General features: G+C 35.7%; 26 protein-coding genes and 1 pseudogene. 23 read left to right on the forward strand and 4 right to left on the reverse strand.

Annotated features, from left to right (window positions below; translation table 11 throughout):
- The first annotated feature begins 76 nt into the window (after positions 1–76).
- The 8 genes and pseudogenes from kamA to AA980_RS15525 all read left to right on the forward strand — a co-directional run bounded on the left by kamA (position 77) and on the right by AA980_RS15525 (position 8,946).
- The gene (gene kamA / locus AA980_RS15490; RefSeq protein WP_024028669.1) at positions 77–1,516 is read left to right on the forward strand and encodes a lysine 2,3-aminomutase; all 1,440 of its coding nucleotides are present in this window, start codon (positions 77–79) and stop codon (positions 1,514–1,516) included.
- 11 nt (positions 1,517–1,527) lie between these two features.
- Entirely contained in the window at positions 1,528–1,812 is a 285-nt protein-coding gene (locus AA980_RS15495; RefSeq protein ID WP_024028668.1) for a YokU family protein, read from the forward strand.
- A 117-nt stretch (positions 1,813–1,929) separates the two neighbouring features.
- On the forward strand, positions 1,930–2,157 hold the full coding sequence (locus tag AA980_RS15500; protein WP_024028667.1) for a YozE family protein: 228 nt from the start codon (positions 1,930–1,932) through the stop codon (positions 2,155–2,157).
- A gap of 453 nt (positions 2,158–2,610) precedes the next feature.
- On the forward strand, positions 2,611–4,086 hold the full coding sequence (locus tag AA980_RS15505) for a recombinase family protein (RefSeq protein WP_024029350.1): 1,476 nt from the start codon (positions 2,611–2,613) through the stop codon (positions 4,084–4,086).
- A 193-nt stretch (positions 4,087–4,279) separates the two neighbouring features.
- Positions 4,280–4,921: pseudogene (locus AA980_RS15510) on the forward strand (tyrosine-type recombinase/integrase); the annotation flags it as partial.
- A 535-nt stretch (positions 4,922–5,456) separates the two neighbouring features.
- A complete protein-coding gene (locus tag AA980_RS15515) occupies positions 5,457–8,207 on the forward strand; it encodes a homing endonuclease associated repeat-containing protein (RefSeq protein ID WP_024029352.1) in 2,751 nt (916 codons plus the stop codon).
- Positions 8,208–8,250: 43 nt separating this feature from the next.
- Positions 8,251–8,637 carry a helix-turn-helix domain-containing protein gene (locus AA980_RS15520; RefSeq protein ID WP_235815168.1) on the forward strand — a complete coding sequence of 129 codons (387 nt, stop codon included), beginning with the start codon at positions 8,251–8,253 and terminating at the stop codon, positions 8,635–8,637.
- A gap of 18 nt (positions 8,638–8,655) precedes the next feature.
- Positions 8,656–8,946, forward strand: coding sequence for a helix-turn-helix domain-containing protein (locus AA980_RS15525; RefSeq protein WP_024029354.1), 291 nt, complete (start codon positions 8,656–8,658; stop codon positions 8,944–8,946).
- A gap of 17 nt (positions 8,947–8,963) precedes the next feature.
- Here AA980_RS15525 and AA980_RS15530 read toward each other — a convergent pair whose 3' ends face one another.
- Together AA980_RS15530 and AA980_RS15535 are read right to left on the reverse strand one after the other, a co-directional pair.
- Positions 8,964–9,347, reverse strand: a complete 384-nt coding sequence (locus AA980_RS15530) for a hypothetical protein (protein ID WP_024029355.1) — start codon at positions 9,345–9,347, stop codon at positions 8,964–8,966.
- Between the two features lie 3 nt (positions 9,348–9,350).
- Positions 9,351–9,599 carry a helix-turn-helix domain-containing protein gene (locus tag AA980_RS15535; RefSeq protein WP_024029356.1) on the reverse strand — a complete coding sequence of 83 codons (249 nt, stop codon included), beginning with the start codon at positions 9,597–9,599 and terminating at the stop codon, positions 9,351–9,353.
- A gap of 671 nt (positions 9,600–10,270) precedes the next feature.
- Here AA980_RS15535 and AA980_RS15540 point away from each other — a divergent pair.
- From AA980_RS15540 to AA980_RS15550, 3 genes are all read left to right on the forward strand, one after another.
- Positions 10,271–10,876: a hypothetical protein gene (locus tag AA980_RS15540; protein WP_024029236.1), complete on the forward strand. Its 606-nt coding sequence runs from the start codon at positions 10,271–10,273 to the stop codon at positions 10,874–10,876.
- 84 nt (positions 10,877–10,960) lie between these two features.
- Positions 10,961–11,203 (forward strand): hypothetical protein, encoded by a 243-nt coding sequence (locus tag AA980_RS15545; RefSeq protein WP_152681159.1) that lies wholly within the window; start codon positions 10,961–10,963, stop codon positions 11,201–11,203.
- A 1-nt stretch (position 11,204) separates the two neighbouring features.
- Positions 11,205–11,750, forward strand: coding sequence for a hypothetical protein (locus AA980_RS15550; RefSeq protein ID WP_024029238.1), 546 nt, complete (start codon positions 11,205–11,207; stop codon positions 11,748–11,750).
- A gap of 377 nt (positions 11,751–12,127) precedes the next feature.
- Here AA980_RS15550 and AA980_RS27260 read toward each other — a convergent pair whose 3' ends face one another.
- A complete protein-coding gene (locus AA980_RS27260; protein ID WP_034724359.1) occupies positions 12,128–12,481 on the reverse strand; it encodes a hypothetical protein in 354 nt (117 codons plus the stop codon).
- 335 nt (positions 12,482–12,816) lie between these two features.
- Positions 12,817–13,104 (reverse strand): hypothetical protein, encoded by a 288-nt coding sequence (locus AA980_RS15560; RefSeq protein ID WP_024029240.1) that lies wholly within the window; start codon positions 13,102–13,104, stop codon positions 12,817–12,819.
- Between the two features lie 496 nt (positions 13,105–13,600).
- Between AA980_RS15560 and AA980_RS15570 the strand changes: the two genes are divergently transcribed.
- The 12 genes from AA980_RS15570 to AA980_RS15615 all read left to right on the forward strand — a co-directional run bounded on the left by AA980_RS15570 (position 13,601) and on the right by AA980_RS15615 (position 25,621).
- The gene (locus AA980_RS15570) at positions 13,601–13,939 is read left to right on the forward strand and encodes a YolD-like family protein (protein ID WP_024029242.1); all 339 of its coding nucleotides are present in this window, start codon (positions 13,601–13,603) and stop codon (positions 13,937–13,939) included.
- A 78-nt stretch (positions 13,940–14,017) separates the two neighbouring features.
- Positions 14,018–14,407: a hypothetical protein gene (locus AA980_RS15575; RefSeq protein ID WP_156351191.1), complete on the forward strand. Its 390-nt coding sequence runs from the start codon at positions 14,018–14,020 to the stop codon at positions 14,405–14,407.
- Positions 14,408–14,495: 88 nt separating this feature from the next.
- Positions 14,496–15,299, forward strand: a complete 804-nt coding sequence (locus AA980_RS15580; protein ID WP_156351192.1) for a nuclear transport factor 2 family protein — start codon at positions 14,496–14,498, stop codon at positions 15,297–15,299.
- A gap of 409 nt (positions 15,300–15,708) precedes the next feature.
- Positions 15,709–15,840 carry a hypothetical protein gene (locus AA980_RS28045; RefSeq protein WP_268926656.1) on the forward strand — a complete coding sequence of 44 codons (132 nt, stop codon included), beginning with the start codon at positions 15,709–15,711 and terminating at the stop codon, positions 15,838–15,840.
- A 90-nt stretch (positions 15,841–15,930) separates the two neighbouring features.
- On the forward strand, positions 15,931–16,722 hold the full coding sequence (locus AA980_RS15585) for a hypothetical protein (protein WP_024029245.1): 792 nt from the start codon (positions 15,931–15,933) through the stop codon (positions 16,720–16,722).
- 9 nt (positions 16,723–16,731) lie between these two features.
- Positions 16,732–16,881, forward strand: a complete 150-nt coding sequence (locus AA980_RS27265; RefSeq protein WP_156351193.1) for a hypothetical protein — start codon at positions 16,732–16,734, stop codon at positions 16,879–16,881.
- Positions 16,882–17,141: 260 nt separating this feature from the next.
- Positions 17,142–17,705 (forward strand): recombinase family protein, encoded by a 564-nt coding sequence (locus AA980_RS15590; protein WP_024029246.1) that lies wholly within the window; start codon positions 17,142–17,144, stop codon positions 17,703–17,705.
- A gap of 227 nt (positions 17,706–17,932) precedes the next feature.
- Positions 17,933–18,646, forward strand: a complete 714-nt coding sequence (locus AA980_RS15595) for a hypothetical protein (protein WP_024029247.1) — start codon at positions 17,933–17,935, stop codon at positions 18,644–18,646.
- Between the two features lie 248 nt (positions 18,647–18,894).
- Positions 18,895–19,158, forward strand: a complete 264-nt coding sequence (locus tag AA980_RS15600; RefSeq protein WP_024029248.1) for a hypothetical protein — start codon at positions 18,895–18,897, stop codon at positions 19,156–19,158.
- A gap of 126 nt (positions 19,159–19,284) precedes the next feature.
- Positions 19,285–21,324: a type I restriction-modification system subunit M gene (locus AA980_RS15605; protein ID WP_024029249.1), complete on the forward strand. Its 2,040-nt coding sequence runs from the start codon at positions 19,285–19,287 to the stop codon at positions 21,322–21,324.
- On the forward strand, positions 21,324–22,643 hold the full coding sequence (locus tag AA980_RS15610) for a restriction endonuclease subunit S (protein WP_024029250.1): 1,320 nt from the start codon (positions 21,324–21,326) through the stop codon (positions 22,641–22,643). The genes AA980_RS15605 and AA980_RS15610 overlap by 1 nt, the downstream gene beginning before the upstream one ends.
- On the forward strand, positions 22,640–25,621 hold the full coding sequence (locus AA980_RS15615) for a type I restriction endonuclease subunit R (RefSeq protein WP_024029251.1): 2,982 nt from the start codon (positions 22,640–22,642) through the stop codon (positions 25,619–25,621). Before AA980_RS15610 ends, AA980_RS15615 begins: the two co-directional genes overlap by 4 nt.
- Positions 25,622–25,671 lie beyond the last annotated feature (50 nt).

The raw sequence follows: 25,671 nt of genomic DNA on the forward strand, positions 1-25,671 counted from the left end.
CATCCTTAAGTGTTTTTAGGAGTTGGCACGCTTCTTGCATGTTATATAGTAAAGCATGTTTAAGGGGGAATTCATAATGAAGCCATTTTTATATAAACCAAAAAGGCATTGGCAAGATATCGAGCTGTGGAAAGATATTACCGAAGAACAGTGGAATGATTGGCTCTGGCAATTAACGAATACAATTCGGACATTAGATGATTTAAAAAAGGTGATTAACTTAACTCCCGATGAAGAAGAGGGGGTCAGGATTTCAACGAAAACAATTCCCTTAAATATCACACCTTATTATGCATCCTTAATGAACCCTGACGATCCGCGCTGCCCAATCAGAATGCAATCCGTGCCAATTTCAAAGGAAATATATAAAACAAGATATGATCTTGAAGATCCATTATATGAGGATGAGGATTCGCCGGTACCAGGCTTAACACACCGTTATCCTGACCGTGTCCTTTTCCTAGTAACCAATCAATGTTCGATGTATTGCCGTTATTGTACAAGAAGACGCTTTTCCGGACAAATTGGAATGGGTGTGCCAAAGAAACAGCTTGATGCCTCCATTTCCTATATCAGGCAAACACCTCAGATCCGTGATGTGTTAATTTCCGGAGGGGATGGTCTGTTGATCAATGATAATATTCTGGAATATATTCTAAAAAATCTACGGGAAATTGACCATGTTGAAATTATCCGGATTGGAACGAGGGCACCTGTCGTGTTCCCACAAAGAATCACGGAAAACCTCTGTAATATTTTGAAAAAATATCATCCGATTTGGCTGAATACCCATTTTAATACTTCAATCGAGATTACCGAGGATTCGAAAAGGGCGTGTGAAATGCTTGCTAACGCCGGCGTTCCGGTTGGCAATCAGTCTGTCATCCTAGCGGGAATCAATGACAGTGTGCCAATTATGAAAAGACTTATGCATGATTTAGTGAAAATTCGTGTCCGCCCATACTATATTTACCAATGTGACCTGTCAGAAGGAATTGGCCATTTCCGTGCCCCTGTTTCTAAGGGACTCGAAATTATTGAGGGGCTTCGCGGCCATACGTCTGGATATGCCGTACCAACTTTTGTGGTGGATGCCCCTGGAGGCGGTGGAAAAATTGCCCTGCAGCCGAACTATTTAATTTCGCAAAGTCCGGAAAAGGTCGTTCTACGTAATTTTGAAGGGGTGATCACTTCCTATCCGGAGCCTGAAAATTATCTGCCTGGCAGAGCAGAAGGTTATTTTCATGAAATTTATCCTGACATGGAGAAGAAACGGTCTTTTGCCGGAATCGCAGGCATCATGAATGATCAGCATTTTAATCTTGTGCCGGAAGGGTTGACAAGGCTTAATCGTCGTAAGGACTACAATACAGATCCTGATCATACGTCTCTAAAGGATAAACGAAGTAAACGCGATGAATTAAAGGATAAAAAATTTAGAGCCTTGACAGAGAAAGAAAAGGGCTGCCAAGAAACGAAAAATGCAGTTAAATCGGCAGAGATAATTAATGAATAGGGGTGGAATTAGTGGAAATAGCATGTGAATGGTGCAGCAGCATAAATGTAAAGAAAACGGCTGCATCCGTTTTCTGGGAATTGCCTGATGGCGCGCGGGCAATTGAAATTACAGCAACTCCCACCTATTGCTGTCGGGATTGTGAGATGATATATCAGAGCGAACCAATTATTAAAGAAATAGAAAATCATTTGTATTTAGTTGATTGTAAGCAAATTGGAAAAGTGATTTCCTTTGAAGAATTAATGAAAATACCGAGATTATTGAAAAAGAATTATTTTGACTTCTCTTCATAATGGAAGCAGCCTGAAATTTCGGGCTGCTTTTTACAATGGAATTGCTGGACGATACCTGCATGATTCGTTATAGTATTCCTAAGAAAAAACGAAATTGGCTAAGAAGGGCGAATTACAATGAGGAAATCTTTTTATCACTTTTTAATGAATTATAGACACCCGGCACCAAAGGATGCGATAAGTAGCTTTGCAAATGCGGCTTTTTTGGATGTTGCCTTTCCGAAATCGGCGGATGATTACCATGAGCTTAGTTCCTACCTGGAGCTCAATGGACATTATTTAGATTCGATGACTGTATTTGATGAAGTTTGGGAGCTTTATCTAAGTTCAGAAAACAAAATATAGGCATCAAGAGTCGCCTCATAATTCGAGGCGATTTTTTCATGATATTAGATTTTATATCATTGAACTTTGAGAATTGTCTATCTCCAGCGCCCTAGCGGCTAGTGTCCTTCGCCCTCCGCCCTACGATAAGTCAACATCGAATCGCTCCGCTCTTCGTGTTTCCTTTATCTCAGTTGGAGTGCTCCAGGCCATACGCCGCTGACCAGGGCGCTTCCGCTTTCCTATTTTATAATTGTCATGCGCTTTTATTTCAGGCGGTGCATATACTATTGTAATCAAAATTCACGGCTTATTTTTTGAGGGGATGGGAGGACATGACAAAGAGGAAAAAACCGAATTATAAGATCGGTGATACGGTCGTGATTACTATTTATGGTACTGTCGGCAGGATAACAGATGTTAATTTTCTAAATTACTGGTAATACTACATATCAAGGGAGTGGTAAAACCAAAATGTCATTGTCTGCTATTTATTTACGACTATCAAGAAATGAGGAGCAACTGGATATTGACGAGATTTTAACGAATCATCGGAATGCTCTAATTAAACTTGCGGATCAACAGAAGTTAACCTATGAAATCTACCAGGAAATTTCCAGTGGCGTAAATACTGAAAGACCGGAATTGAATCGATTATTGAGTAATCTAGATCGGTATGATTATCTACTTGTGATGGATATTGACCGAATTTCTCGGGATAATGCTTACGCTGAACAAATAAAGACCATGCTGATTGCCCATGACATAAAAATATTAACTCCTCAAGGAGCAATCGATTTAACCCAAGAAAGTAATGAGATGTTATTTTCATTTCAAGCGATGATGGCGAACTTCGAATATAAGCAAATAAAAAAAAGATTATCAAGAGGACGTCTTGCTGCCGCGGAACAAGGCAGATGGGTGATGAGCAATAAAGCACCGCTTGGGTATAAAAAGGACGAAAATCAAAAATTAGTGGTTGTTGAGCAAGAAGCAAAAACTATCAGATACATCTTCGAGAAAACGAAAGAAAGAGTCTCTGCAAATGAAATAGCTAAACAATTAGATGGGCTTGATTGGAGAAGCAGAAGTGGATTAAAGTTAACCACTTCCCACATTTCTTCTATAAGAAGAAATGTCGTTTATTATGGCGTAGTGGCTGCATGCAGAAGAGTCAATGGGAAAGTGGTGGATGAAGTCTTTGTTGAAAATGCTCACGAACCTATCGTTTCTAAGCAGCGATGGTTAGAGGTGCAAGAAATATTGGATGAAAATTCAACAGGGAATTTCTTTAATAAAAAGAAGGTGACCAGAAGGCTTCAAAATTTGATTTTTTGTAATTGCTGTAATAGAAAACGATACATCCAAACGGACGGTAACGGAACAGATTTCATCAAGTCATGTTCTTACAAAATAAGTAATAATGCCTGTAAAGATAGAGGTCACAAGTATCTCCCTGTCGAGGAATTTATTATACAAATAGTTAAGGGGAGAAAAAAGGACTTTCAACAGGCATTAATAAATTTAAAAGCATTCGATACATCTAAAGAAGAAAATAAATTAATTGTGCAAAGAAATTCCCTTGATAAACAAATGGAAAAGTTTAATAATAGGAAAAAAAACTTAAAAATAATGAGGATGGATGGAGAAATTTCGAAAGCCGACTTTGCTGACTTTAGCAAGGAGATCGAAGAGAAATTAAAGCAAGTTGAGCAACAAATAGAATTAATTAATATACAATTAGAAAATTTGAATAATACAGAAGAGGAGCAAGAGCGGTTAGAACAATGTATTAAAACGTTAGACAATCTAGACTCACTTGATCCTGAGGAATGTAATACCTTCCTTAAGACATTCATAAAGAAAATCTGGTTCTCAACCAATGCAATAGCGAACCACAATACCAAAAAAGAAACCCCTGATGTCACAATAGAAATTGAATGGCTTTAATATGCAGCACGTCCCCATAATGGCGACCGGGAGTCTAATCTCTCCTGGGACGCCATACTACATACCAAAAAAGCGGTTTAAACCGCATTACAAAGCCTTTTAGTTCAAACGGATCTGTCGAATCTGTTCAGCAATAAAAGACTACGGAAGGCTATCCTATTGAAAAGACATTGGTTGCGGTCCTGTGACAGAGGAAAGCGGCTGGATTACGACTAATTTTTGAGCTGACATAAAGATTAAAGTCGATCAGCCGGTCAAGGAAGGGGCAACAGACCGCGAGATAAATCTTCTGTTATCTTTATTGGATTTGACAAAGTTCGTCGAACTGCGGGACGCTGCGGCGGTCCTGTTAATGTACCAGACAGGAGTCCGGATAGGGACTTTATCGCAGTTAGAACAAAAACACGTTGATTTGGAATCGAAACTGCTTCGAATTGACGGCGGAATCATAAAGAACCATGAAGCGATCTATCTGCCTTTTGATGATGTTCTTGCTCGTATCCTGGCGGCGCTAATGAAACAAAACGACCTGATCCGTACAGATTCCAAGATAAATAATGATTATCTATTCATATCTATAAACGGTAGCATGATAACAAATAGTCCGACGAATAACAACATCACGAAAAGACTGTGTAAATACTTGCGGGATTACAGTCTGAAAAATATTAATCCTCACGCCCTACGCCGCGGTTTTGCGAAGAATTTGCTTCGCAAGGGGGCAGATGTCGCGTTAATCTCTAAAGCGCTGGGACATTCGGATTTGGCTGTCACAACGCGTTATCTGCATATTTCAAAAGATGAAGTAGTCGACAGTTTAAGAAAATACCTTTAATAATAAATAAAAAAAATAAAAAATAAAAAAATTGGGTGTCAGCTTAATTGGTTCTCTTGTGGGGATTAAATAGGCAAATCACATACAAAATAGCACTCACCTTAACATTAAATTAATTTTGTATAATAATTATTACATAAGACTGTTTTTGTATAATTTAAATCCTGATTTTTTAACTGTTTGAATAATTGCTAATAAGAAATTTCGTACCGCCTTTATCGAAAGTCAGATAATTTTAATTTTAAAGAAGACTCGCTAAGATGTCTTCTTTTTTTGAATTAATTATGTATTACTGCCATAGTGCAGAAATTTATACCAAAACAAAAAAATCAACATAAAACAACCACCTACCATAAATTGGACGGTGGTTGTTTGTTTTCTTGCACTCTAGTTTACTGTAAAATATAAAATATGTAATAGACACAGAAATCACAGATTAGACTAAAAAATTTACTTCCACCTGCCAGTACGTTGCAGACAATTCCTTTGTTTAAACTTTGATTTCTGTGTCTATACTAAATACGAGGTGAAAATATTGGTAAAATACACTGAAGCGGATATTTTAGAAATGAAACAAGAAATCGTTCAATCCATAAAAAAATATCATGCAGAAGTAGGAGATAACTTAACAAGGCGTGACTATGAAAAAAAGGAATACAGTGTTTCGCCAACAACCATTCGCAGGTATTTTGGTACCTGGAATGAAGCTTTACGGGAAGCCGGAATACAAAGAGATGAAGAATTATCTCGCGAAGAACTGAAAGGAAAAATTAAAGAATCATTATGGAGGTATTACGAGGAAAACGGAAAGATTCCTTATCGAGATACATTTGCCAAAGCTGAATATGGTTTTTCAAGATCAACAGTTGAACATGCATTTGGAAACTTCACAAATGCATTGATTGAGGCGGGACTAAAGGAAAATCCCAAAACACCTCTTGATGAGCAAGGAGAAAAAACGCGAAAGCGAATCTTACTTCTTATCAAAAAATTCATCGAGGAAACAGATGAACGTTCTTTTTTAGCTTTTAGGAATCAAGGGAACCGTATTGGTGACGCTACAATCAAGAAATATTTTGGTGGTTGGGAAGCGGCTTACGATGCGGCGAAATACGGCGACCAAATTCTTTATTCAAAAAAAGAATTAATGGCTAAGTTCGAAATTCCTAAAAACTTCATAAGGGGCTTAGAATATATTGACTGTATAAGGGAAAAGCTGATTGATTCCGGACATGACAAACGGAGCGGCAGTGTGTACCGGATACCTGAGAAAGAAGCTGATTTTATTGTCAGTTATTATCATGAACTAAAAGCCGAGCACGATAGCTATACCAATCAAAAAGGTTGGTTTACAAGCGACGAAGGTTTATTAAGTGTCTTTTATACAAGTGAGTTCTTAAATAAAATGATTTCGAACGGTGAACTTATTGAAGGCAAGGACTTCGTTGTGGTCGACCGGATCGATTGGCATCATGTTGAAACGAATAAATTATCTTCCGCTGGTAAAATTCTTTATTTACACAAAAATTCATTCGTGAAATTCCCTAAAATGACGTTAGGATCGATGGTAAAAGCATTCAGCAAAATGGGTGTTCGAACCTCAACGGAAACCTTAACAAAATTAAGGGAATTAGAGCTGATAAAGGCAACTGAAACAACGTCGTTCGAAAATACTGTGATAGAATATTTTGATCAAGAGAAAGTTTTAAAGGCTCTAAGATATTATTTATCCGCTGCAGAGCGGACAAACAATGAGCTAAGCTCATATGACTTTCTAAATGAAGAGCAACAAAACATTATCGACCAATATATTTCTGCGCGTGAGAGCGGTGTTGTCATCAATTTCAACGGTTATAAAGCCAGAAGGAACGTTGCCCACCCTGAATTGCGTTTACCAGAGGTAAAACAACGATTGGCTAATGCATTTTTTAGCATTATCTGTGGTCGAAGCCGGATTAATTACGGCGGAGGTAGAATTGAAAACATTCCAGAAAAGGAATTTTCAAAATTTGACCCTGACTTATTCGAAATAACCGATGTAACTATGGACGATTATGTCTTTGTGTCAAATGGAAGAAAAACCACAACGCTGATTCAACGCTATGCCGATTTGAAAACTTTTTATTATTGGATTTTAATGAGAAAAGATGCAGAACCAAAAGTGGATTTTGAGGCATATCAAAAATTTGATTCCATGAAAAAATCCATTCAAAATTTCCTTGATCAATTCCCGAGAAAACATTCGGACAAACCTGTACGTGAGGTTATTGATACACAGGTAAAGGTATTCATGACGCCTGAGCAATTGGTTCAAGGCAGGGACGCAATTTTAAAATCATTTAGAGGATTAAAAGCTTTGCAATATGCTGCAATGTGGATGTTAGGTGCCAACGGGATTCGACCGGAGGAGTTCTTTCATTTAAAGCTTGAAGACCACTTTGACTTAGATGAAAATGGGCTTATGAAGCTTAATGACAAAGGCTACGGAGAAATGATTATTAATGAAATAGTAGGTAAAGGGTCATATTCAACATCTCACCCTGATTTTAATTTACCTGTGCCAAATGATACGGTAGAAGCGGTGAACAACTATTTTAAAGCATTATACCGAATGCAAGGACCCAATAACCCGGTCGGCAAGGGATATTTCCTCCGACGTCATGCAATAACACCGGATAAACCTATTAAAACAATGGATAAAAAATTCATGGAACGTCTACGATTGGTTGCTGATTTTTTACCTGCGGAAAAACGGGAGCATTTAATCCTTAAAAATACTCGTCATTCCTTGTATACCATCATGCGGAAAACGCCAATTAATGATGAGCATTTAAGGGACAATGTAAGACCGTATGCCTTGTTATACCATATGAGGCATAATCCGGTTGAACAAACAATTGGTGATAAGTTTTACTTGGAAGCAATAACTCGTGATGAGTACTACGAGTTCCTTGATAAAACAATCAACTTTCCCTGGAAGCTTGAAGAATTACGGGAAAAACATCTAGATGAACGTCCGTCTATAGAATACGAAAAAAATGATCTAATCATGGGGGGAGAGGAAAAAGAAGTAGGTTCAACCCCATCGTCTTCAAAACCTTTAGGACAAAGCGCAGAAGAAAGAGAGTTGCGCAAGCAAAAGGAAATTGAAGAGGAAGCGTTGAACAAACTTAGAACAAGACCTAAAGGAATGAGTATAACCGACTGGAATGCCGCAAGAGACAAACATAAAAAGGCAATAAAAAAGATAGAATTAATATTAAATTTTATCTTCACACAGTCCTAGTCGATAGCAATCTTCCTTTCGGAGAGGAGAAAAAACGGTGGAAATGCAATTTGCTGAGCGCGTTCGAAACATTACTTGGAAGGAATTTCAGGAACAAGCCGAAAAATTTCCTGAAATAAAACTATTTGAAGCCATTGACGATGATGTATTATTAAAAACGGATGATATTGAATACTACGCAGGGGTTACCAAAGAAACTGTAAGAAATTGGGCGAGAACAGGCAAAATCCGTGTTCATGCTCCTGTTGGAAAGATACTGATCAATGGAGATGACTTCAAAGAATTTATGTACGAAAGGTTAAAAAAGCTGGGATTGCAACTGAGCCAAGAAAAAGCAAAACTGGCTAGGCTTAAAGATTCATCCCAAATAATGAAGTCGCAGAAAAAAGTCGAATCCATTGTAAAAAGGTTGGCGTATTATTATCGCTAACATCAGGGGGATAGGGATATGTCTTTTAAAGAGGTTATCCAAGAAATGAGTTGGAAGGAATTTGAGAAGGTGGCGCATCAGTATCCAATTAAAGTGCCGCGTATTTTTGAGTTGGTTGATGACGATACTCTACTAACTACCGAAGACATCGAGGAATTGGTGGTGGTCACTAGAGAAACGGTCAGAAACTGGATTAGAACGGGGGCTTTGCGTGTTCACTCTCCGGTCGGTGTGTATCGTGTTAATGGCGATGATTTTAAAGAATTTTTATTCGAACGTTTTAAAAACGAATTTTTAAAAGATATATAAAAAACCATCGTTCACACTTACGATGGTTTTTTTTCATGGAATTCAATTAACGTCTCAATCTTTTTAAGCAATGTCAAAAAACTTTCATCTTCATACTTGGTGGCGGAACGTCTTAGTTTATTTGTAATCTCCGTAAATTCCCTTCTAGGATTATAGATCTTTTGTTTTTGAATGTTTTTTTGTTTGCCGGGTTGATTTTCGAGAAATTGGTGCAGGGTAATGATATTCCCTTTATTGGCGCATTCGCTGCATACCCACAAGGTGGTCACGGCTTCCATGGTTAACTTATTGCCACAGTGAAAGCATGGAAATTCAATAAATAGCCCACCGTCAAATTTATAGTCAATCTTTAGCTTCTTGAAAAAGCTCAAAGCCACGTAAGCTTTCCCTAATTTGCTCAAGAATTATACACCTTCCGCGGTCTGAAGCCAATTAGGCTTGACCCTGTGCAGCTTCATAAACTCCATAAAATCTGCTCCGGTAACAATATACTTTTTCCCGAACTGATACGACGCTAGCTTGCCAGTCCTGCACCATGACCGCACGGTCTCTTGGGTCATGCCAACCATTTCCGCGATTGTTTCGACATGCAAGATAGTATCAGGATCCACCTTGAACATATCATGGATATCATCGTAACCTCTTTTTGACATATTAACCAACTCCTTATTCATATCTTTGACAGTTTTCACAGAATATATACATTTTCGAAGAAAAAGAATATTCGAGTTGACCGGGTAGAGTTAGCTGCTATTGTATGGTAGACCTTTGAAAGGACCAAGCGAAATGCTGTTGACGGTTTATGCGAATAACGGATACCTGTACAAACCAATGAACACACGGCTGAACTGCAAATAGGATGGCAATGGATACCCTAAATGATTTACACACATACGATGGCGTGTAATGTACACACAGAACAACTGCACATATGTTGGTATTTATGTACCCTATTACATCCATACATACGTGCATGGTAAGTAAGTATAACGTTTAGTACGGCATATTGCCCTCTATTACAATATGGACAAGGGTAACAAAATCCTTAACTACAGAAAATACATAAGCACATACACACATTTGGTGGTATTGTATTACGAGGATACTGACATACAAGCGTGTGTGTCTAGTATGGCAAATAGCACTTACATACTGTACGGATAGGGTAACGGTTGATATGTCAATGTAGTGTACATATATTCGACTGTACACGGGGTTGTATAAAGTCCCATTGAATAATTCACACATATATGGGGGACATTAAGTATAACTAATATACGGTGGTTATCCCTTACATATTGCCGGAAAGGAAGGCAGCCAGAAAATGAAAATTGATTTGGAGGAGTTTGCTAAAAGGAAGAAAAAACTTAAGCGGAAAGATGCCCGGATTGAATTTAGGCTAGACCCTGACCTTCACACTTGGTTCAAAAATTACGTAGAAGGGTTGGGTTTAACTATAACTGAGGCTCTTACCTTTTATATGGAGCAACTTCGACAGTCAGCCTCTAAGGAAGAAAAAACTGCAAATAGCGAAGTACCAAAAGAAACAAACAGAGAACAAAAAAATGGAGGAACCGTATCAAATGAATGTGTACAGAAACCGCATGATGAAACCGAAACATCATTAAAGCAAAAACAAAATGATGGTTTTTGGGAAAAGGAAAATAAAACGGCTAACGCAATTGAAGAGCCTTCAGAAATAATAAAAAAAGAAAAGAAAGCTAGAACCAACCTTAATGCTTTCAAAATTGGTAATATTGCCCCTTGCCCATTGTGTGGTGAGTGGACAAATTATTCTAAATTTGTTGACCACCTCCGAAAATATCACGGGATCGAAAAAACAAAAGAAATTCTTAAGTCTGATGAAAACCTCAAAATTATGTTCAAAATGTACCTTATTAAAAAGGAAGAAATAGCACGAGGAAAATAGAATCTGTTAGCTTTTTCTATTAACTGAGGATTACGACAGTGATTTTATTTTTAGGAAAATGGGAAAACTAGGAATATGAAAATTATGATTAATCGAATCCGACCGATTGAAAATACGTATCAAGTTTACGGAATGCTAGCTGCTTATGATTTTCTGGTTTCGTGGTTTGCTAAAACCAATAACCACTTTCAAATACAAACGGAGGATGATGTATTTCTGCTGGATTTAGTAGGGAAAAACCATTTCTACACGGAAAAGGAAATGAAAAAAGCCGTTCAACAGAAGTTCCACCTTCATTTTAAAAATGCAAATAAAGGAGAGTTGTGACTTGAAAATTACAAACGTCCAAGTTGATTTCTGTTTTCCCCACGGTCGAAAAAAAGATGTCTATATTTTAGGTGGTACAGTAATGATTGCAAATTATTTTCTAATTAAATGGAGAGCGCAAGCCGACAAAGAGTTTAACATCATAAAAAAATCAAAATTCAAATATGATAAAAACCAAGCGGGTCTTGGTCGTGAAGAAGAAATGTGGCAGGAAATAACCAAAGCAGTTCATTTATATAAACCAACCTATTTTGAAGAATTAGAACAAGTGCTTTCTGAATTTTTAGCAAATAGTATTCGAAACGTTGAAGTTACTTCTTGTGTTCTACACAGCAAAAGTGACAACTACTTTTTAAAAGGACATATTAAGCTCCTCCCTATAAGATGGCGAGCACGAGCCAATGAGGAATTTAAAGTGATAGACCCAAAAAAAGACATCAATTTGTCGATGGATTTTGGAAAAGGAGAAGAATTGCGTTTGGCAATTGCCCGTGCTGTAAAACTGCATCGTCTCCCTTATATAACAGGATTAGCGGACGCCCAGTAAAGGTAACGGGTTCCGTTTCCTATCGCAAACAAAGAAAATGTAATATAAAATGTCTATCAAATTAAGGGCTAATTTGATAGACATTTTTTGTTGGTATAAAGGGATTTACCCTTGATTTATATGTTTATTTGTATAGCAATTTGTAGTTGAATATGTTGAAATATACTGGCTAGTATATAACAACATTACTATATACATATTGCTATACAAATTAGGTATAATAAATTCGCTACAAATGCTTGTTGTTTAATTAGGAATAGTGTAAAATTACACTAAATATAACAATGGGTTAACTTAAAAGGGGGAGAGTTTATTAGAATTTTATGGTTTGTAGCCTCGTTAATTCCAATGCCGTTTTTGTTTCACTACTTTGAAACTCAGCCATCTCCGAATGCATCAGTTGTAGCGTTTGGAAGTTCTTTCATATTTGTCCTTTTCGTCGGTCTTTTATCGACCAAAACGGAAGTTCGATTTATTCTTTTTACAAACATCTTTTCTATCATAGTATCGGTTTTGTTGGGGACAACGTTTATAACTCCTCCGAATGAGTCCTGGTTTAACCCTTTTGGAATGAATTTCGCCATTATATTTACCGGTATTGCCATTTTAATCGGGCAATTAATAATTCGATTAATTTCAAAATCCATATTATTAGGATTAAAAAATGAATAAATTCTTATTGCATTAACGGAGCTCAGTTTATACTGGGCTTTTTTATTTTTAATGGACAAAATGCACTGCATAAAGCAGTGCATTTTTGATTACATTTTTAATTACTTTTTGGTCTACATTTTAAAGTTTTGCGATAGGAAACGGAACCCGTTATCAACAGGAGATCCACCTTCATTTTAAAAATGCAAATAAAGCACAGTAGCCTGAGCTGTAATTCTTTATATAACAGTATCAACGGACGCCCATTAAAGAGTTCCGTTAAGGGAGAGAAACATTACAAATGAAGTATCAATTAGCAGACATTTCATCTGTTATTTGGAAAAACAAAAACCGATAAATAAAATTATCGGTTTAATCTTTTAATGGTACATATTTTCTTCGTATTGCGTCGTAACTACTTTTTAGTTTGTGAATCATTTAGTTGCCGAATTATTGCTGTTTTTGCTTTGTTTTCATCATCATTTCCTTTATTTCCTTTCCCACCCTCTAAAACTTCAAATGGACTGTCAAGGTTAAATGCAATTCCTAAATCTATCTTCGTGACCTCTCGTTTATAAAGTTTAATCAACCTTTCTCTTGTTTCATCAATTAAAGCCTTTAGCCCGTCAACTTCGTGTTCACCATCATAACCAACAAGAATTGCAATTGTATCCGAAAGATATTCTTTTTCAATGTCATTCATTTTATTTATCTCCTTTAGTTTCATATTGTTCGGAATGTGAATTACTCATTAAATCCTTTCAAAAGATTTTTAACCAATTTTTTGCTTGTGTCGTCAATAATTTTATCTCACCTTTTTCATCCAATACTGATAATATAACAACCAATGAAATCCTTTCGGATTCAGTGATTTTATAGGTGTTTATCATTTCTTTTTTCACAAACTCCAAATTTATCGTCCTTTCTATTTCACAATATTTGTCTTTTATTACCAATCACATTTTAGCACCAAATAAATAATATAGGTAAAAATATTAGATTTATTAGTGAAATCTTTTATTAATTCCGTAGTTAATTCAGGTACGTTTTAGGGAGAAAAATGAATTGCTAATTGAGATTTTCCCTCCCAAAACGGAACACGTTACCCATTAAAGGGCGTTTTTTATTTTAGTAAAACACCGTAATTATTTCGTTAAGAACGTTAGTTCGTATATAATGATATTAAGGAGATGATCGAGATGAAAATACGCGACCGCGGCAAAATTAAATGGCAGCCGGCTTCATTTATGCCGGAAGGATTTGCGATGACACGCGAGATGTTTAAGGATCAGCAGCGGCTGGCAAAGCCGTTGATTGACGAATATGAAAAAGAGGAGTTTGACCAGCGCATAGCTTATGCAATGGCGTATCATTTGGCGGTAAATCTATCCGTATGGGATGACGGCTTTACGGAGCAAATAACGGGTAATGTACATTACATCGACCCGTTAACGAAGCATTTATGTGTGGAGGTTAAGCCAGGTGAATTTGAGCGGCTGGCATTCGATAAAATCGTTGGCGTAACTGTCGTTGATTAGTTATAAAAGGAATCAATCTTAAAGCGCCAGTCGATGGCGCTTTTTATTTTTGAAGTTCTATGAATATTCTTGGTGGACATGGAAATAACTGTTGAAAATTACGTTGGAGGATTAGCGATGAAAATAAATAAGATAATGTCATATCTTGACACTTTAACTATTGAAGAAAAAAAGCACGGATATACAAAAATCCTGGATCTCTTTTTCCAGTTACTTAAGCAACGTTATTTAAAAGAAGTTGAAAGTATAGCATTTGCGATATTCCTTCACAAACTCCCAGATTCTTTGGTTAAGGATTTAGTAGGCTTTGAAGACAAGCTGTTCTGGGACGAAGTATTAGACATAATACCTGAAAAAGCTGAAATAATATTCAAATGGTTTATGGTTGGTGTTGTACAAATGAATAGACCTGAAGATGATTCTATTAAGATAATGGAAGAGCTTATCGATAATGATATAGCGAAGTAATTTTAAAGAACAAACTAACGCCAATAATTGGCGTTTTTTTAATTGTACATAATTTGAAAATATATGAGAAAAATAATAGGAATCAACAATGATGAATGAGGTGAATCATGTGCCTGATTTTATAAAAAGGCTCATAAAAGGCAAGTTATGCTTTGCGTTGTTTCTGTTACTTTCCTTTAATGGTTTAAGCGTAGAAGCAGCAACAAAAGATGAAGCGTTGAAAGCGGTCGAGAATTTCCTAAAAGCACAAAAAAATTGTAATGTGGATATTATGGTTGATAACTCGGAGTACTTCCTCAAAATCGAGAATCTTAAGGAAATGTACACAGAGCTCTGTCACAAAAGTCCACTAAAACAAGCCAAAATAACGAAATTTAGCTTAATTAACGAAGAAACAGCTTTAGTATCCATTCAAGCCACATATAAAGAAATGATTAATATTAGAACAACTCCAGTCATCAAAAAAGATGGCAAATGGAAGATAGTCATTGGGGTTCCGCCAGCTGGAGTCAAGAATACAAATGTAACAAAAAGAACAGCTAAGGAAGCAGAAATCGCACAGCTGTTTAAAGATTACACTGACTCCATAAAAGCCCGTGATATGGAGAAAATGAAATCCTTCATTAAAATTTTGCCTGATTCCCCGGATGAAAAAATCGAGGAACACCTACAAGCGTTAAGCGAGCAGCCTATACCAGAAATCATCACATATGGGATAAATTATATTTCGGAATCGTTGGCGATTGTTCAAGTTGAAATTAAATTTCCTAAGCATACCTATGCACAAAATTTATCTGTTACGAACGAAAACGGGCAATGGAAAATGATTTATGGACATCTATTAACCAATTCATTTATTCCAAATACCGGTAAATCGATTGACATAAAATAATCAATGAATCATTTTGATCAAAAGATCACCATTTTATTTATGGTGGTCTATTTTTATGAAAATCCAGGTATTGCGGCTAATAAATAGACTAAAGATATGCATCGATTATGTGGAATGATTTGTAAATGCCCGATAAGGCGTTTTTTTCATTGTTAAATGGGTATTGAAATACTAATACGTTGTTTATTAGGAAAGTGGGAGTTAGGAGATAGAATAAAAACCCAATTTGAAAGGGAGGGCTGCCGACAATTTTCGATGACATTTTTGTTTAGTACCAACTTTCATTGGATTGGGAAATGTTTGTAGGGAAATACTGATGAAACATGAAGAATATTGTTTAACGAAAAGGGTAATTAGTAATCAACCGAAACAATAATAATAATTAATAGATTTTTTTTAGGAGGCGCACATGTTTAAAAGAATAGATAAAATATCAACAGATTCTAAAATTGAAAATAAAAGAAAAAAGAAACTTGAGAATGGAAAAACTGTGTATTTAGCAACATTAAAACGAAATAAGCCTAGTGTTTATGGAAAATAAAAGTCCTCTTACCATTTATTGTTGTAGTATTGTCTATATTTTGATAATATTTAAAATTAGACAAATACATAATTGGTGAGGGGGATTTTTTTGTTTAAAAAGCGGTATGGAATACCTGGGGCTCTTTTTGCTTTCATTATATTTAAATATGTTGATGAAAGAGCGGGAGATTTATTGGGGTATCTACATAAATTAATGGCAAAGCCATTTTCTTTGTCCTTTCTACAATATAAAGAAAAGATGAGTCCTGCATTATCTACCGGGCAATTTATTCTTCTGTTCAGCATTTATAGCTTGATTTTCTTTGGAATAGTTTTTTTAATTACAGCTCCTTTTAAAAAGGCTAAAAACATATTTGAAAATTATGAAGATATAGAAGAAAAGTTAGGCGATGCATTACTTTCCTTAGAAAAACAAGACGTTGAAAGAGTTATAGATGTTAAAATAACTTCTTACATGACTGCAATCGAATGGGAAGTTAAAAGAATTTTTAATGTGAGGAAGAAACAGATTGACTTTATCTGGTATTTCCCAAAAAGAGTAAACCAAGTTGTTACTGATGATTATGAGTTAATTTATTTGAAAAATCCAAAAGATCTCCATCATGCAAAGTTTTACATTGATTCATCTTTAAACATCGAAGGTATCAGATTGAAAGAAGAAAATGTAAAAGGAAGATGGGAAACACCAAATGCTAAGTTTTCTCAATTCATTACTGCTCGAAATGTTGGCAAACCGCGTTTAGGACTAGCTGTTTACATTTATAAAGAAAATGTTATTAATGAAGAAAATGAGCAGGAATTTGCTCATTTCACGACGAATTTGTTATTATTAGGTTTATATGATCCATTTGTAAAATCGATTGAAAAAAGAGTAATTTAAGGAGGGAATATGATGGCAAGATTGGGTTATAAAATCGGTTCCTCTACATTAAAAAGAAGCGAAAAGGCTGCAATGGGAAAATATCATAAAGGTGTAAAGTCACTAGGGGAAAGTAAGGTAAAGAATAAAGAAAACAAGCGAGTACCTGTTACTTCATAATAATACAACATTGTAAAAGCTGATTCTTTTATCAGCTTTTTTTGTATGTTTTTAATTTTATTTAAGGCTTATATTAGAAAAAATAAAATTACTTATATATCCGAAAAACGACCGTTTAATGGATAAATTTTCAGAAATCCAAAATGGGTCATTTTTTTGATAAAATAGAGGTAAAATTTGTAAGTAAAAGGGTCCGGAAAGTAAGATGTACGGAAAATTTCCATTTGACCCTTTTTCATACACTAATTGGAGGGAAAATAATGAAACTTGGGTACGCTCGTGTGTCGACCGATGATCAAGACATGCTGATGCAAATTGAAGCGCTGAAGGCTGCCGATGTTGAAGAAAAAAATATTTATAAAGAGCATGTTTCGGGAATGAAAAAAGAAAGACCGGAATTAAAACGTATGCTTGATTATGCCCGCGAGGGCGATGAAATCGTAGTGTTTAAGCTTGACCGCGTCAGCCGCAGCTTAAAGCACCTGGAGGAACTTGCCGATCATCTTGAAAAACGTGGGATAGAATTCATTTCACTTCGTGAAAAAATCGATACAACGACCGCCCAGGGAAAACTCTTCTTCCGGATGATGGGGGCATTTGCTGAGTTTGAACGCGACATCATTTCTGAACGAACAAAAGAGCAATTGGCTGCCAAAAAGAAAAACGGCGTCAAACTCGGTCGACCAAGCGTTGACGCGGAAAAACTTGAAATGGCATTTGCCTTGCATGAATCCAAACGCTATTCAGTCAAAGAAATCACAGAAAAAACCGGAATCAGCCGGACTACGTTTTACGATTATTTACGAAATCGCCCTGTAAGCTAGGGCGATTTTTTTTCATTGATTTCCCGTGAATAAACTTAAGGAGGCTAACCAATTTTCCTTTAATATAAACTTTACTTAATAATTTATCTGAAGTTTGATTTAAATCAACTGCACTTATAACGGTACAGTGTCATCGCATAAATTTTCGTACAATTTTTTTCGCAGAGTTTTCTTGATTTCTCGTTAATTCTTTTTATAATGGTGCGAAATGAAAAGGTGGTGTTGTAATGTTGGGTTGGATATACACTGTGTTAATGGCTTTTGGTACTTACCAATACTATATTTATGGTTCAATTCTTTTTACTTTTTCACTTATAATAACCATTGTGTATTTTTGGTCTTTTGGAATTTTTACAAATTATAAGCATGACCCAGACAATATGCCTACGGTTTGGGTTTGGATTAATGTTTTATCACTAATAATTGGATTGGGGTTATTCGTTTTTTCATTTTTCGTACACAACCCTTCCGACGTTGTACGACATGACAATATTGAAATTAATTCTCAAGAAGAATTGAATACATATGTTGATAATTTAAATAGGATTTTAATTCCGATAGAAATTACGCAATCTAAAATAATTGAATTAAATTCTGATTTAACAGATGAAAATTATGAAGATAAAAGAGAACAAAGTCTAGTTCTTATCGGCGAACAATTAGAAAATATTGATAACGTAATCGATAATTTAAGTGAAATTGATATACCTGATATACCAGAAAAAGAAACGGTAGAAAACTTTAACATCTCATTATTAGATAGTTATAAAGAAACAAAAACAGCGCAAATGAATATGTTTAATTTTTTATCTACAGGTGATTCGCAGTACAAAGAAAACTATGACTCGATTTTAAGCAATCACGATAATTCGATTCATCAACATTATGTTGATGAATTTATTAAAGTTTTAGATAAATATAAAATAAATTCGAGCTTTTAGACCTTTAAAAAAACTTGTTAAATTTGGATAAATGTTTTTTTATGGTAAGAATAAAAAATCGAAAATAATAACAAAAGGGATGGTTTGTATTTCTATTTTATGACTATATGCGAAAGCGTCCTGTAAGCTAGGGTGATTTTATATTTCTTCTTCAAATCATTAAAAAAGCTGGTAAAAAAAATTACCAATTAATTGAAATATATAAAACCTTCGTTATAATGATTGGGATTGAAACGGAGGAGATAATAATGTCTAAAAAAATAGGATTTATATTATTTTTAGTGATTGGATTAATTTTTTCTTTCAAGGCAAATGGAATAAATTTCAATGATAATACTCAGCCATATTTTAAAATGAAAGCTTTTGAAAATGCTGCTAAGCATCCAGAGAATATAAATCGGGAAAAAGCTGACTTGTTGTATAAAGCTAGATTTGGAACACCTTACGAAAGAATGAAGGAATTGGAAAATTATAAAAAACAATGGTCAATGTCCGGTCGTCCTAACTTATAGGACGATTTTTTATTTCTGCGATTTTTATCGTTTTATAAATATAATGAAACTTTCGATTAGTTGCGGTAAAATAAAAAGGAAAATTATGAAAATAGTCTTAGACTAACAGACGGGGTGACTATAAAAATGGAAGTTTTAAACAACAACGAATTCGTTAATTTTATATGGAAAAATGCTGAAATTCTTCGCGGTCCATATAAAAAAGAAGAATACCAAGAAGTAGTGTTACCGTTATCTGTATTACGACGATTTGACTCTCTATTACAACCTACAAAAGAACAAGTTTTAGAAAGGGCAAAAACGATTAAACACGACGCCATTTTAAATAGAATTACTGGATATGACTTTAATAACATAAGTCAATTCGATTTCCAATCGCTTTTAAGAGATCCTGACAACATAGCAGCTAACCTGCGCAATTACATTCAAGGTTTTTCTGCTAATATTCGCATTATTTTTGAGCGTTTTGAATTTGATAAGCAAATTTCAAAAATGGACGAGCATAACCTATTGTACAATGTTATACAGCTTTTCGCTGGGATAGATTTAAGTATAACTCGTGTATCAAATATGCAAATGGGATACATATTCGAAGAATTTATCCGTCGTTTTTCAGAAAATGCGGAAGCAGGTGATCATTACACACCACGTGAAGTCATTCAATTAATGGTAAATCTTATTTTAAACGAAGATCAATCAGAATTGATGCAGGAAGGAAAAATCGTTCAAATAGGAGATTTTGCATGCGGGACGGGGGGCATGCTTTCAGAAGCTACTCGCTTTATTCAAGCGTTAAATCCCAATACACAGGTAGAAGTGTTTGGACAGGAAATCAATCCGAAATCCTACGCAATTGCCTGCGCTGATTTACTGATTAAAGGGCAAAACGCGGGGCACATTGCCTTCGGAAACTCATTGACAGATGCTGACGGTCATAAGGGGTTGCAGGCGCGGTATGCGTTAATGAATCCTCCATTTGGTGTTGATTGGAAGCATTATGGTGAGAGCATTATCGAAGAATATCAAGAAAAAGGTTTTGATGGTCGGTACGGTGCAGGTCTTCCTCGTACATCTGACGGCTCTCTTTTGTTCTTACAACATATGGTATCGAAAATGAAACAGGATGAAAAAGGGAGCCGAATGGCAATTATTTTGAATGGTTCGCCTTTGTTTACCGGAGATGCCGGAAGCGGAGAAAGTGAGATTCGTCGTTGGTTAATTGATGAAGATTTACTGGAGGGTATTGTCGCATTGCCTGACCAATTATTCTATAACACAGGAATTTCAACATATGTATGGATTCTTTCAAATCGAAAAAATGATGATTTAATGAAGGGTGCAGTTCGGAAAGGAAAAGTTCAACTTGTTGATGCTACCAGTTTTTTTCTAAAAATGAGAAAAAGTCTTGGAAATAAGAGAAACGAGATAACGCATTTGCAGATTGACGAAATCACACGTATTTATGGTGATTTCAAGGAGAGTAAAAATTGTAGGATTTTTGATGGTGCTGATTTTGGTTATAAAAAAATAACAGTTGAGCGACCGCTAAGGCTTAATTTTATGATGTCTAAAGAACGAATCGAAAATCTTTATGGTGAATCAGCATTTACGAAATTATTCGATGAAGAAGAATTTTTAAAACTAAATCTTAAAAAAGATAAAAAGGGCGCTGAAGTTAAAAAAACAGAAAAATTAGAAGAAGGAAAAAAACTTCAAGAAATAATTATTTCTATTTTAACAAAAAACTCTTCAGATAAATTGTACAAAAACCGAGAAGAATTTTTAAAAGTTCTGAAACCGTTATTCAAAAATGTTCCAGAGGTCAAAGCGGGTTTATGGAAAGCCGTTTATATGGGGCTATCTGAACGGGATGATACAGCCGATATATGCTTAGATGCCAAAGGCAAAGTAGAAGCAGATCCAATACTCCGAGATACAGAAAACGTTCCGTTAAAAAAAGATATTTTCGAATATTTCGAACGTGAAATATTACCAAACGTACCTGACGCTTGGATTGATGAAAGCAAAACAAAAATCGGTTATGAAATACCATTAACACGCTATTTTTATAAGTACGAAGAACTAGAAAATTCCGCGAATTTAAAACAGCGGGCAATTGACCTAGAGGATAGTATCCAAGTGCTATTAAAGAGGGTGCTTATATAATGAGTTATAGAAGTAATAATCAAAGCAAAATTTCAGATATTGAATGGACTGGAAACATACCAGAGCATTGGCAGATTAAAAAAGTATCAGAGTTATTTGAACAGAGAAACGAAAAGGTCAGCGATAAAGACTTTGAGCCTCTGTCTGTAACCAAAATGGGGATTTTGAAACAATTGGAAAATGTCGCTAAAACGGATAACAATGATAATAGAAAAAAAGTTCTAAAAAATGACTTTGTAATCAATAGTCGTTCCGATAGAAAAGGTTCATGTGGTGTATCCGAATTTGATGGTTCTGTATCTTTAATTTGTACAGTAATAAAGCCAAAAACAAATAATACTTATATGGACTATTATCATCATCTGTTCAGAAACAAGATGTTTTCAGAAGAGTTTTACAGATGGGGCAGAGGAATAGTTGATGATTTGTGGTCGACTAGATGGGATGAATTCAAAAGAATTCTTGTGCCTTGCCCTCCCTTTGAAGAGCAAAAGAACATTGCAAGTTTCCTAAATCAAATTTATAAGTCAATCGAAGACTTAATTTATAAAAAAGAACAGCAATTGATTACACTTCAAAAATATCGCTTGTCGCTAATCACTGAAACAATAACTCGTGGATTGAATCAAAATGAAAAATTGAAGGATAGCGGTTTTGATTGGATAGGAAAGATACCTTACAACTGGGAAGTTAAAAAATTTAAGTATATCAAAGACGCGCCAATGTTATACGGGGCAACAGAATCTGGGGAACCAATACAGGAAGGGCAACCTAGGTATATAAGAATAACCGATTTAACACTAGATGGAGAATTAAAAAATGATGATGTTAAAGGATTAGAACCTCGTAAAGCTAGACCTTTCTTATTAGAGGATGGAGATATATTGTTTGCAAGATCGGGAGCAACAGTAGGGAAAACATTTATTTATAAAGAAAAGTACGGTCCAGCATGTTTTGCAGGTTACATGATTAAATTTTCTCCAGATTGTAGGATAATTGAACCGGATTTTCTTTATTATTTTACAAAATCAAGTATATTTTATTTTCAAGTAAACGAAGCAACAACAGTTGCAACTATACAAAATGTAAGTGCGGAAAAATATTTAAACTTTGTAACCGTTTTGCCACCGATAGAAGAACAAAAGGAAATTGCAAACTATATACAAGAAAAAACGGCTGAAATAGATGATGCTCTTCTGAATATACAAAATCAAATTGAAACATTTAAACAATATAGAAATTCTCTAATTTATGAAGCCGTAACAGGAAAAATCAATATTAATGATTACAATGTAAGCGTATTGGAGGTGAAATTATGATATTTACACCAGATATTTTAAAAGAACGTGCATTTCAAACAGTGGTCAAGGAATACTTGACCACCGTAAATGGTTTTTTTGAAGGTACTAATCAGGATTACAATCGTCAATATGCCTTTGATGAAAAGCAATTGTTTTCATTTCTTGAAGAAACTCAAGAAAAAGCATTGGCGAAATTGAAAGATATTTATAAAGCGCAATACAAACAAAAAATACTATTTCGATTGGACACTGAATTAAAGCGTCGTGGTATGGTCGATGTCCTTCGCAAGGGGATTAAGGATTATGGCGTTCAGTTAAAACTGGCTTATTTCAAACCACCGACTACGTTGAATAAAGAATTGATTGTTCTTTATGATAAGAACCGCCTGTCCGTAACGGAAGAGTTGGTTCATAAAGAAGATGAACGTATCGATCTTGTTATTTTCCTAAATGGCTTGCCGGTCCTCGCTTTTGAACTAAAAAATGAATTCACTGGTCAAGACGTCGTTGATGCGAAACAGCAATGGATGCATGACCGCAGCGGGAAAGACCTTCTGTTCCGGTTTAAGCAGCGGGTCATTGCCTGCTTTGCAATGGATACAAACGAAGTGTTCATGACAACAAAATTAAATGGCACTAAAACATTCTTCCTTCCGTTTAATAAGGGATACAATGGCGGTAAAGGCAATCCTCCGGTCGATGGGAAGCTGAAGACCCATTATGTATGGGAGGATGTATTAACTCGTGAGAACCTGGTTGAAATCCTTGATAAGTTCGTTTATCTGAAAGTCGATGAGGACGAAGATGACGAAGGCAATATCATTACTAAAGAAACATTGATCTTCCCGCGTTATCATCAGCGTGATGCGGTTAAAAATGTCTTAAATCATGCGAAAGCTTTTGGTTCAGGTCAATCATATTTAATACAACACAGCGCTGGCAGCGGTAAAACCAATACTATTTCATGGTTATCACATCGTTTAGCAACTCTTCATAACGATGAAAACCAGCCTGTTTTTGAAGGCGTTATTGTCGTTACGGACCGTAAAGTATTGGATAAGCAGCTCCAAAAAGCGGTCTATCAGCTAGAACATAAAGCGGGAATGGTTGCGAAAATTGAAGAGGACTCTTCTCAATTGGCAGAATCTTTGAATAAAGGCACCAAAATTATCATCACAACAATTCAGAAATTCCCATACATACTCGATAAACTTGGTACATTAAAAGATAAGAATTATGCTATCATCATCGACGAAGCACACTCTTCAACTAGCGGAAAGAACATGGCAGCTTTAACGACCAGCTTAACTCTTGAAGAAGCGCAAAAGCTCGATGAAGAAGCAGAAGCAATTGAAACTGATGCTGAAGAAAAAATCCTGAATGAAATCAATCGTATCGGGAAACAGGCTAATATCAGTTTCTTTGCCTTCACAGCGACACCAAAAGGCAGCACCTTGAAAATGTTCGGCACCGAAGATGCTGAAGGCAAACCGCGTCCCTTCCATCTTTACAGCATGAAACAGGCAATTCAGGAGAGGTTTATCCTAGACGTATTACAAAATTATGTTTCTTATAAAACATATTACCGGGTCGCTAAAAAAATTGAAGACAATCCGGAATTTGAGAGCGCAAAAGCAACAAAAGCCATCTCGCGGTTTGTGAGCCTGCACCCGCACAATATTGAGCAAAAAACTGAAATTATTATCGAGCACTTCCGAAAAGTGACAAGCAAGAAATTAAACGGACAGGCAAAAGCAATGGTCGTTACCGCTTCAAGACTCCATGCGGTCAGATACAAGTTGGCTTTTGATGCATATATCAAGAAAAAAGGTTACAAAGCTATGAAAGCGCTTGTCGCATTTTCTGGTACTGTAAAAGACGACGGAGATGAATATACTGAGCCAGGCATGAACCGTTTTTCAGAAAAGCAATTAACGAAGAAGTTTGATAGTGATGAATATCAGGTATTGCTTGTAGCCGAAAAATATCAAACCGGTTTTGACCAGCCAAAGCTTCATACGATGTTTGTTGATAAAAAACTCTCAGGGCTAAAAGCCGTACAAACTTTATCACGCCTTAACCGGACTTATCCTGGAAAAGAAGACACCTTCATTTTAGACTTTGTTAATGATCCGGAAGATATTCGCAAATCGTTTGAACCATATTATGAAGATACCGTATTAAAAGGCGATGTGGAACCGAATGAACTTTACAGCATCCAGCAGGAAATCGATAATTATATGATTTTGCATGAAGAAGAAGTAAATAAATTTGTTGAAATTATTTATAAAGACAAAAAAGCAAAAAAGGATACGGAGTTATCAAATAATTATATTGATGTAGCGGCAGACCGGTATAAGCGAATGTCTGAAGAGGAGCAGCGGGAATTTATAAGTCTCGCTAGAAAATTCAATAGCCTTTATATGTTCATCCTACAGATTACACCATTTAAAGACGTTGATCTTCATAAATTATTCGTTTACCTACGGTATCTGTTAAAGAAAATTTCTATTAAAGGAAATCCTCCTATCAGCCTAGAGGATAAAGTTGTCCTTGAATATTATTCCATTAAAGATAAAGGGAAGGCGGATATTTCCCTTGGGGAAGATACAGAAAAATATGTTACGATAAATGTTAACGGTAGCGGAGCTAAAGAGGACCCGCCAATAGATCCGCTTACGGTTATTTTAGAGCGACTAAATTCTAAAAACGGGACCGAATTTGGCGAGCATGAAAAGCTGAACATTCAGCAGATTGTTGAAATTGCTGCAAGCGATGAAACGCTCAGGACTCAAGCGCAGAATAATACCTATGATGATTTCATTCTAGGCTTTCGGAAGAAGTTTTTGGATTATGTGGTTGCGGGATTTGATAAAAACCAGGGATTCTTTGGAAAAGTGCTTGATGATGATTTGTTCCGTTCGCAGTTAGAAGAACATATGGGAGAACATGTGTATAAATTATTAAACGCGTCAGGTTTTGATAGCATTAATTAAAAAGGAGGTCGCCCTCCTTTTTTTGATTGTAAAAGTATTAATGCTTTGTT

The organism is Neobacillus vireti, assembly GCF_001026695.1.
Classification (GTDB): Bacteria; Bacillota; Bacilli; order Bacillales; family Cytobacillaceae; genus Neobacillus; species Neobacillus vireti.

Excerpts from the sequence above, each read along its gene's own strand:
- kamA (WP_024028669.1), top strand. The coding sequence starts at position 77 with ATGAAGCCATTTTTATATAAACCAAAAAGGCATTGGCAAGATATCGAG.
- AA980_RS15500 (WP_024028667.1), top strand. The coding sequence starts at position 1,930 with ATGAGGAAATCTTTTTATCACTTTTTAATGAATTATAGACACCCGGCA.
- AA980_RS15505 (WP_024029350.1), top strand. The coding sequence starts at position 2,611 with ATGTCATTGTCTGCTATTTATTTACGACTATCAAGAAATGAGGAGCAA.
- AA980_RS15520 (WP_235815168.1), top strand. The coding sequence starts at position 8,251 with ATGCAATTTGCTGAGCGCGTTCGAAACATTACTTGGAAGGAATTTCAG.
- AA980_RS15525 (WP_024029354.1), top strand. The coding sequence starts at position 8,656 with ATGTCTTTTAAAGAGGTTATCCAAGAAATGAGTTGGAAGGAATTTGAG.
- AA980_RS15535 (WP_024029356.1), bottom strand. The coding sequence starts at position 9,599 with ATGTCAAAAAGAGGTTACGATGATATCCATGATATGTTCAAGGTGGAT.
- AA980_RS15540 (WP_024029236.1), top strand. The coding sequence starts at position 10,271 with ATGAAAATTGATTTGGAGGAGTTTGCTAAAAGGAAGAAAAAACTTAAG.
- AA980_RS15545 (WP_152681159.1), top strand. The coding sequence starts at position 10,961 with ATGATTAATCGAATCCGACCGATTGAAAATACGTATCAAGTTTACGGA.
- AA980_RS15560 (WP_024029240.1), bottom strand. The coding sequence starts at position 13,104 with ATGAATGACATTGAAAAAGAATATCTTTCGGATACAATTGCAATTCTT.
- AA980_RS15570 (WP_024029242.1), top strand. The coding sequence starts at position 13,601 with ATGAAAATACGCGACCGCGGCAAAATTAAATGGCAGCCGGCTTCATTT.
- AA980_RS15575 (WP_156351191.1), top strand. The coding sequence starts at position 14,018 with ATGGAAATAACTGTTGAAAATTACGTTGGAGGATTAGCGATGAAAATA.
- AA980_RS15580 (WP_156351192.1), top strand. The coding sequence starts at position 14,496 with ATGATGAATGAGGTGAATCATGTGCCTGATTTTATAAAAAGGCTCATA.
- AA980_RS28045 (WP_268926656.1), top strand. The coding sequence starts at position 15,709 with ATGTTTAAAAGAATAGATAAAATATCAACAGATTCTAAAATTGAAAAT.
- AA980_RS27265 (WP_156351193.1), top strand. The coding sequence starts at position 16,732 with ATGATGGCAAGATTGGGTTATAAAATCGGTTCCTCTACATTAAAAAGA.
- AA980_RS15590 (WP_024029246.1), top strand. The coding sequence starts at position 17,142 with ATGAAACTTGGGTACGCTCGTGTGTCGACCGATGATCAAGACATGCTG.
- AA980_RS15595 (WP_024029247.1), top strand. The coding sequence starts at position 17,933 with ATGTTGGGTTGGATATACACTGTGTTAATGGCTTTTGGTACTTACCAA.
- AA980_RS15600 (WP_024029248.1), top strand. The coding sequence starts at position 18,895 with ATGTCTAAAAAAATAGGATTTATATTATTTTTAGTGATTGGATTAATT.
- AA980_RS15605 (WP_024029249.1), top strand. The coding sequence starts at position 19,285 with ATGGAAGTTTTAAACAACAACGAATTCGTTAATTTTATATGGAAAAAT.
- AA980_RS15610 (WP_024029250.1), top strand. The coding sequence starts at position 21,324 with ATGAGTTATAGAAGTAATAATCAAAGCAAAATTTCAGATATTGAATGG.
- AA980_RS15615 (WP_024029251.1), top strand. The coding sequence starts at position 22,640 with ATGATATTTACACCAGATATTTTAAAAGAACGTGCATTTCAAACAGTG.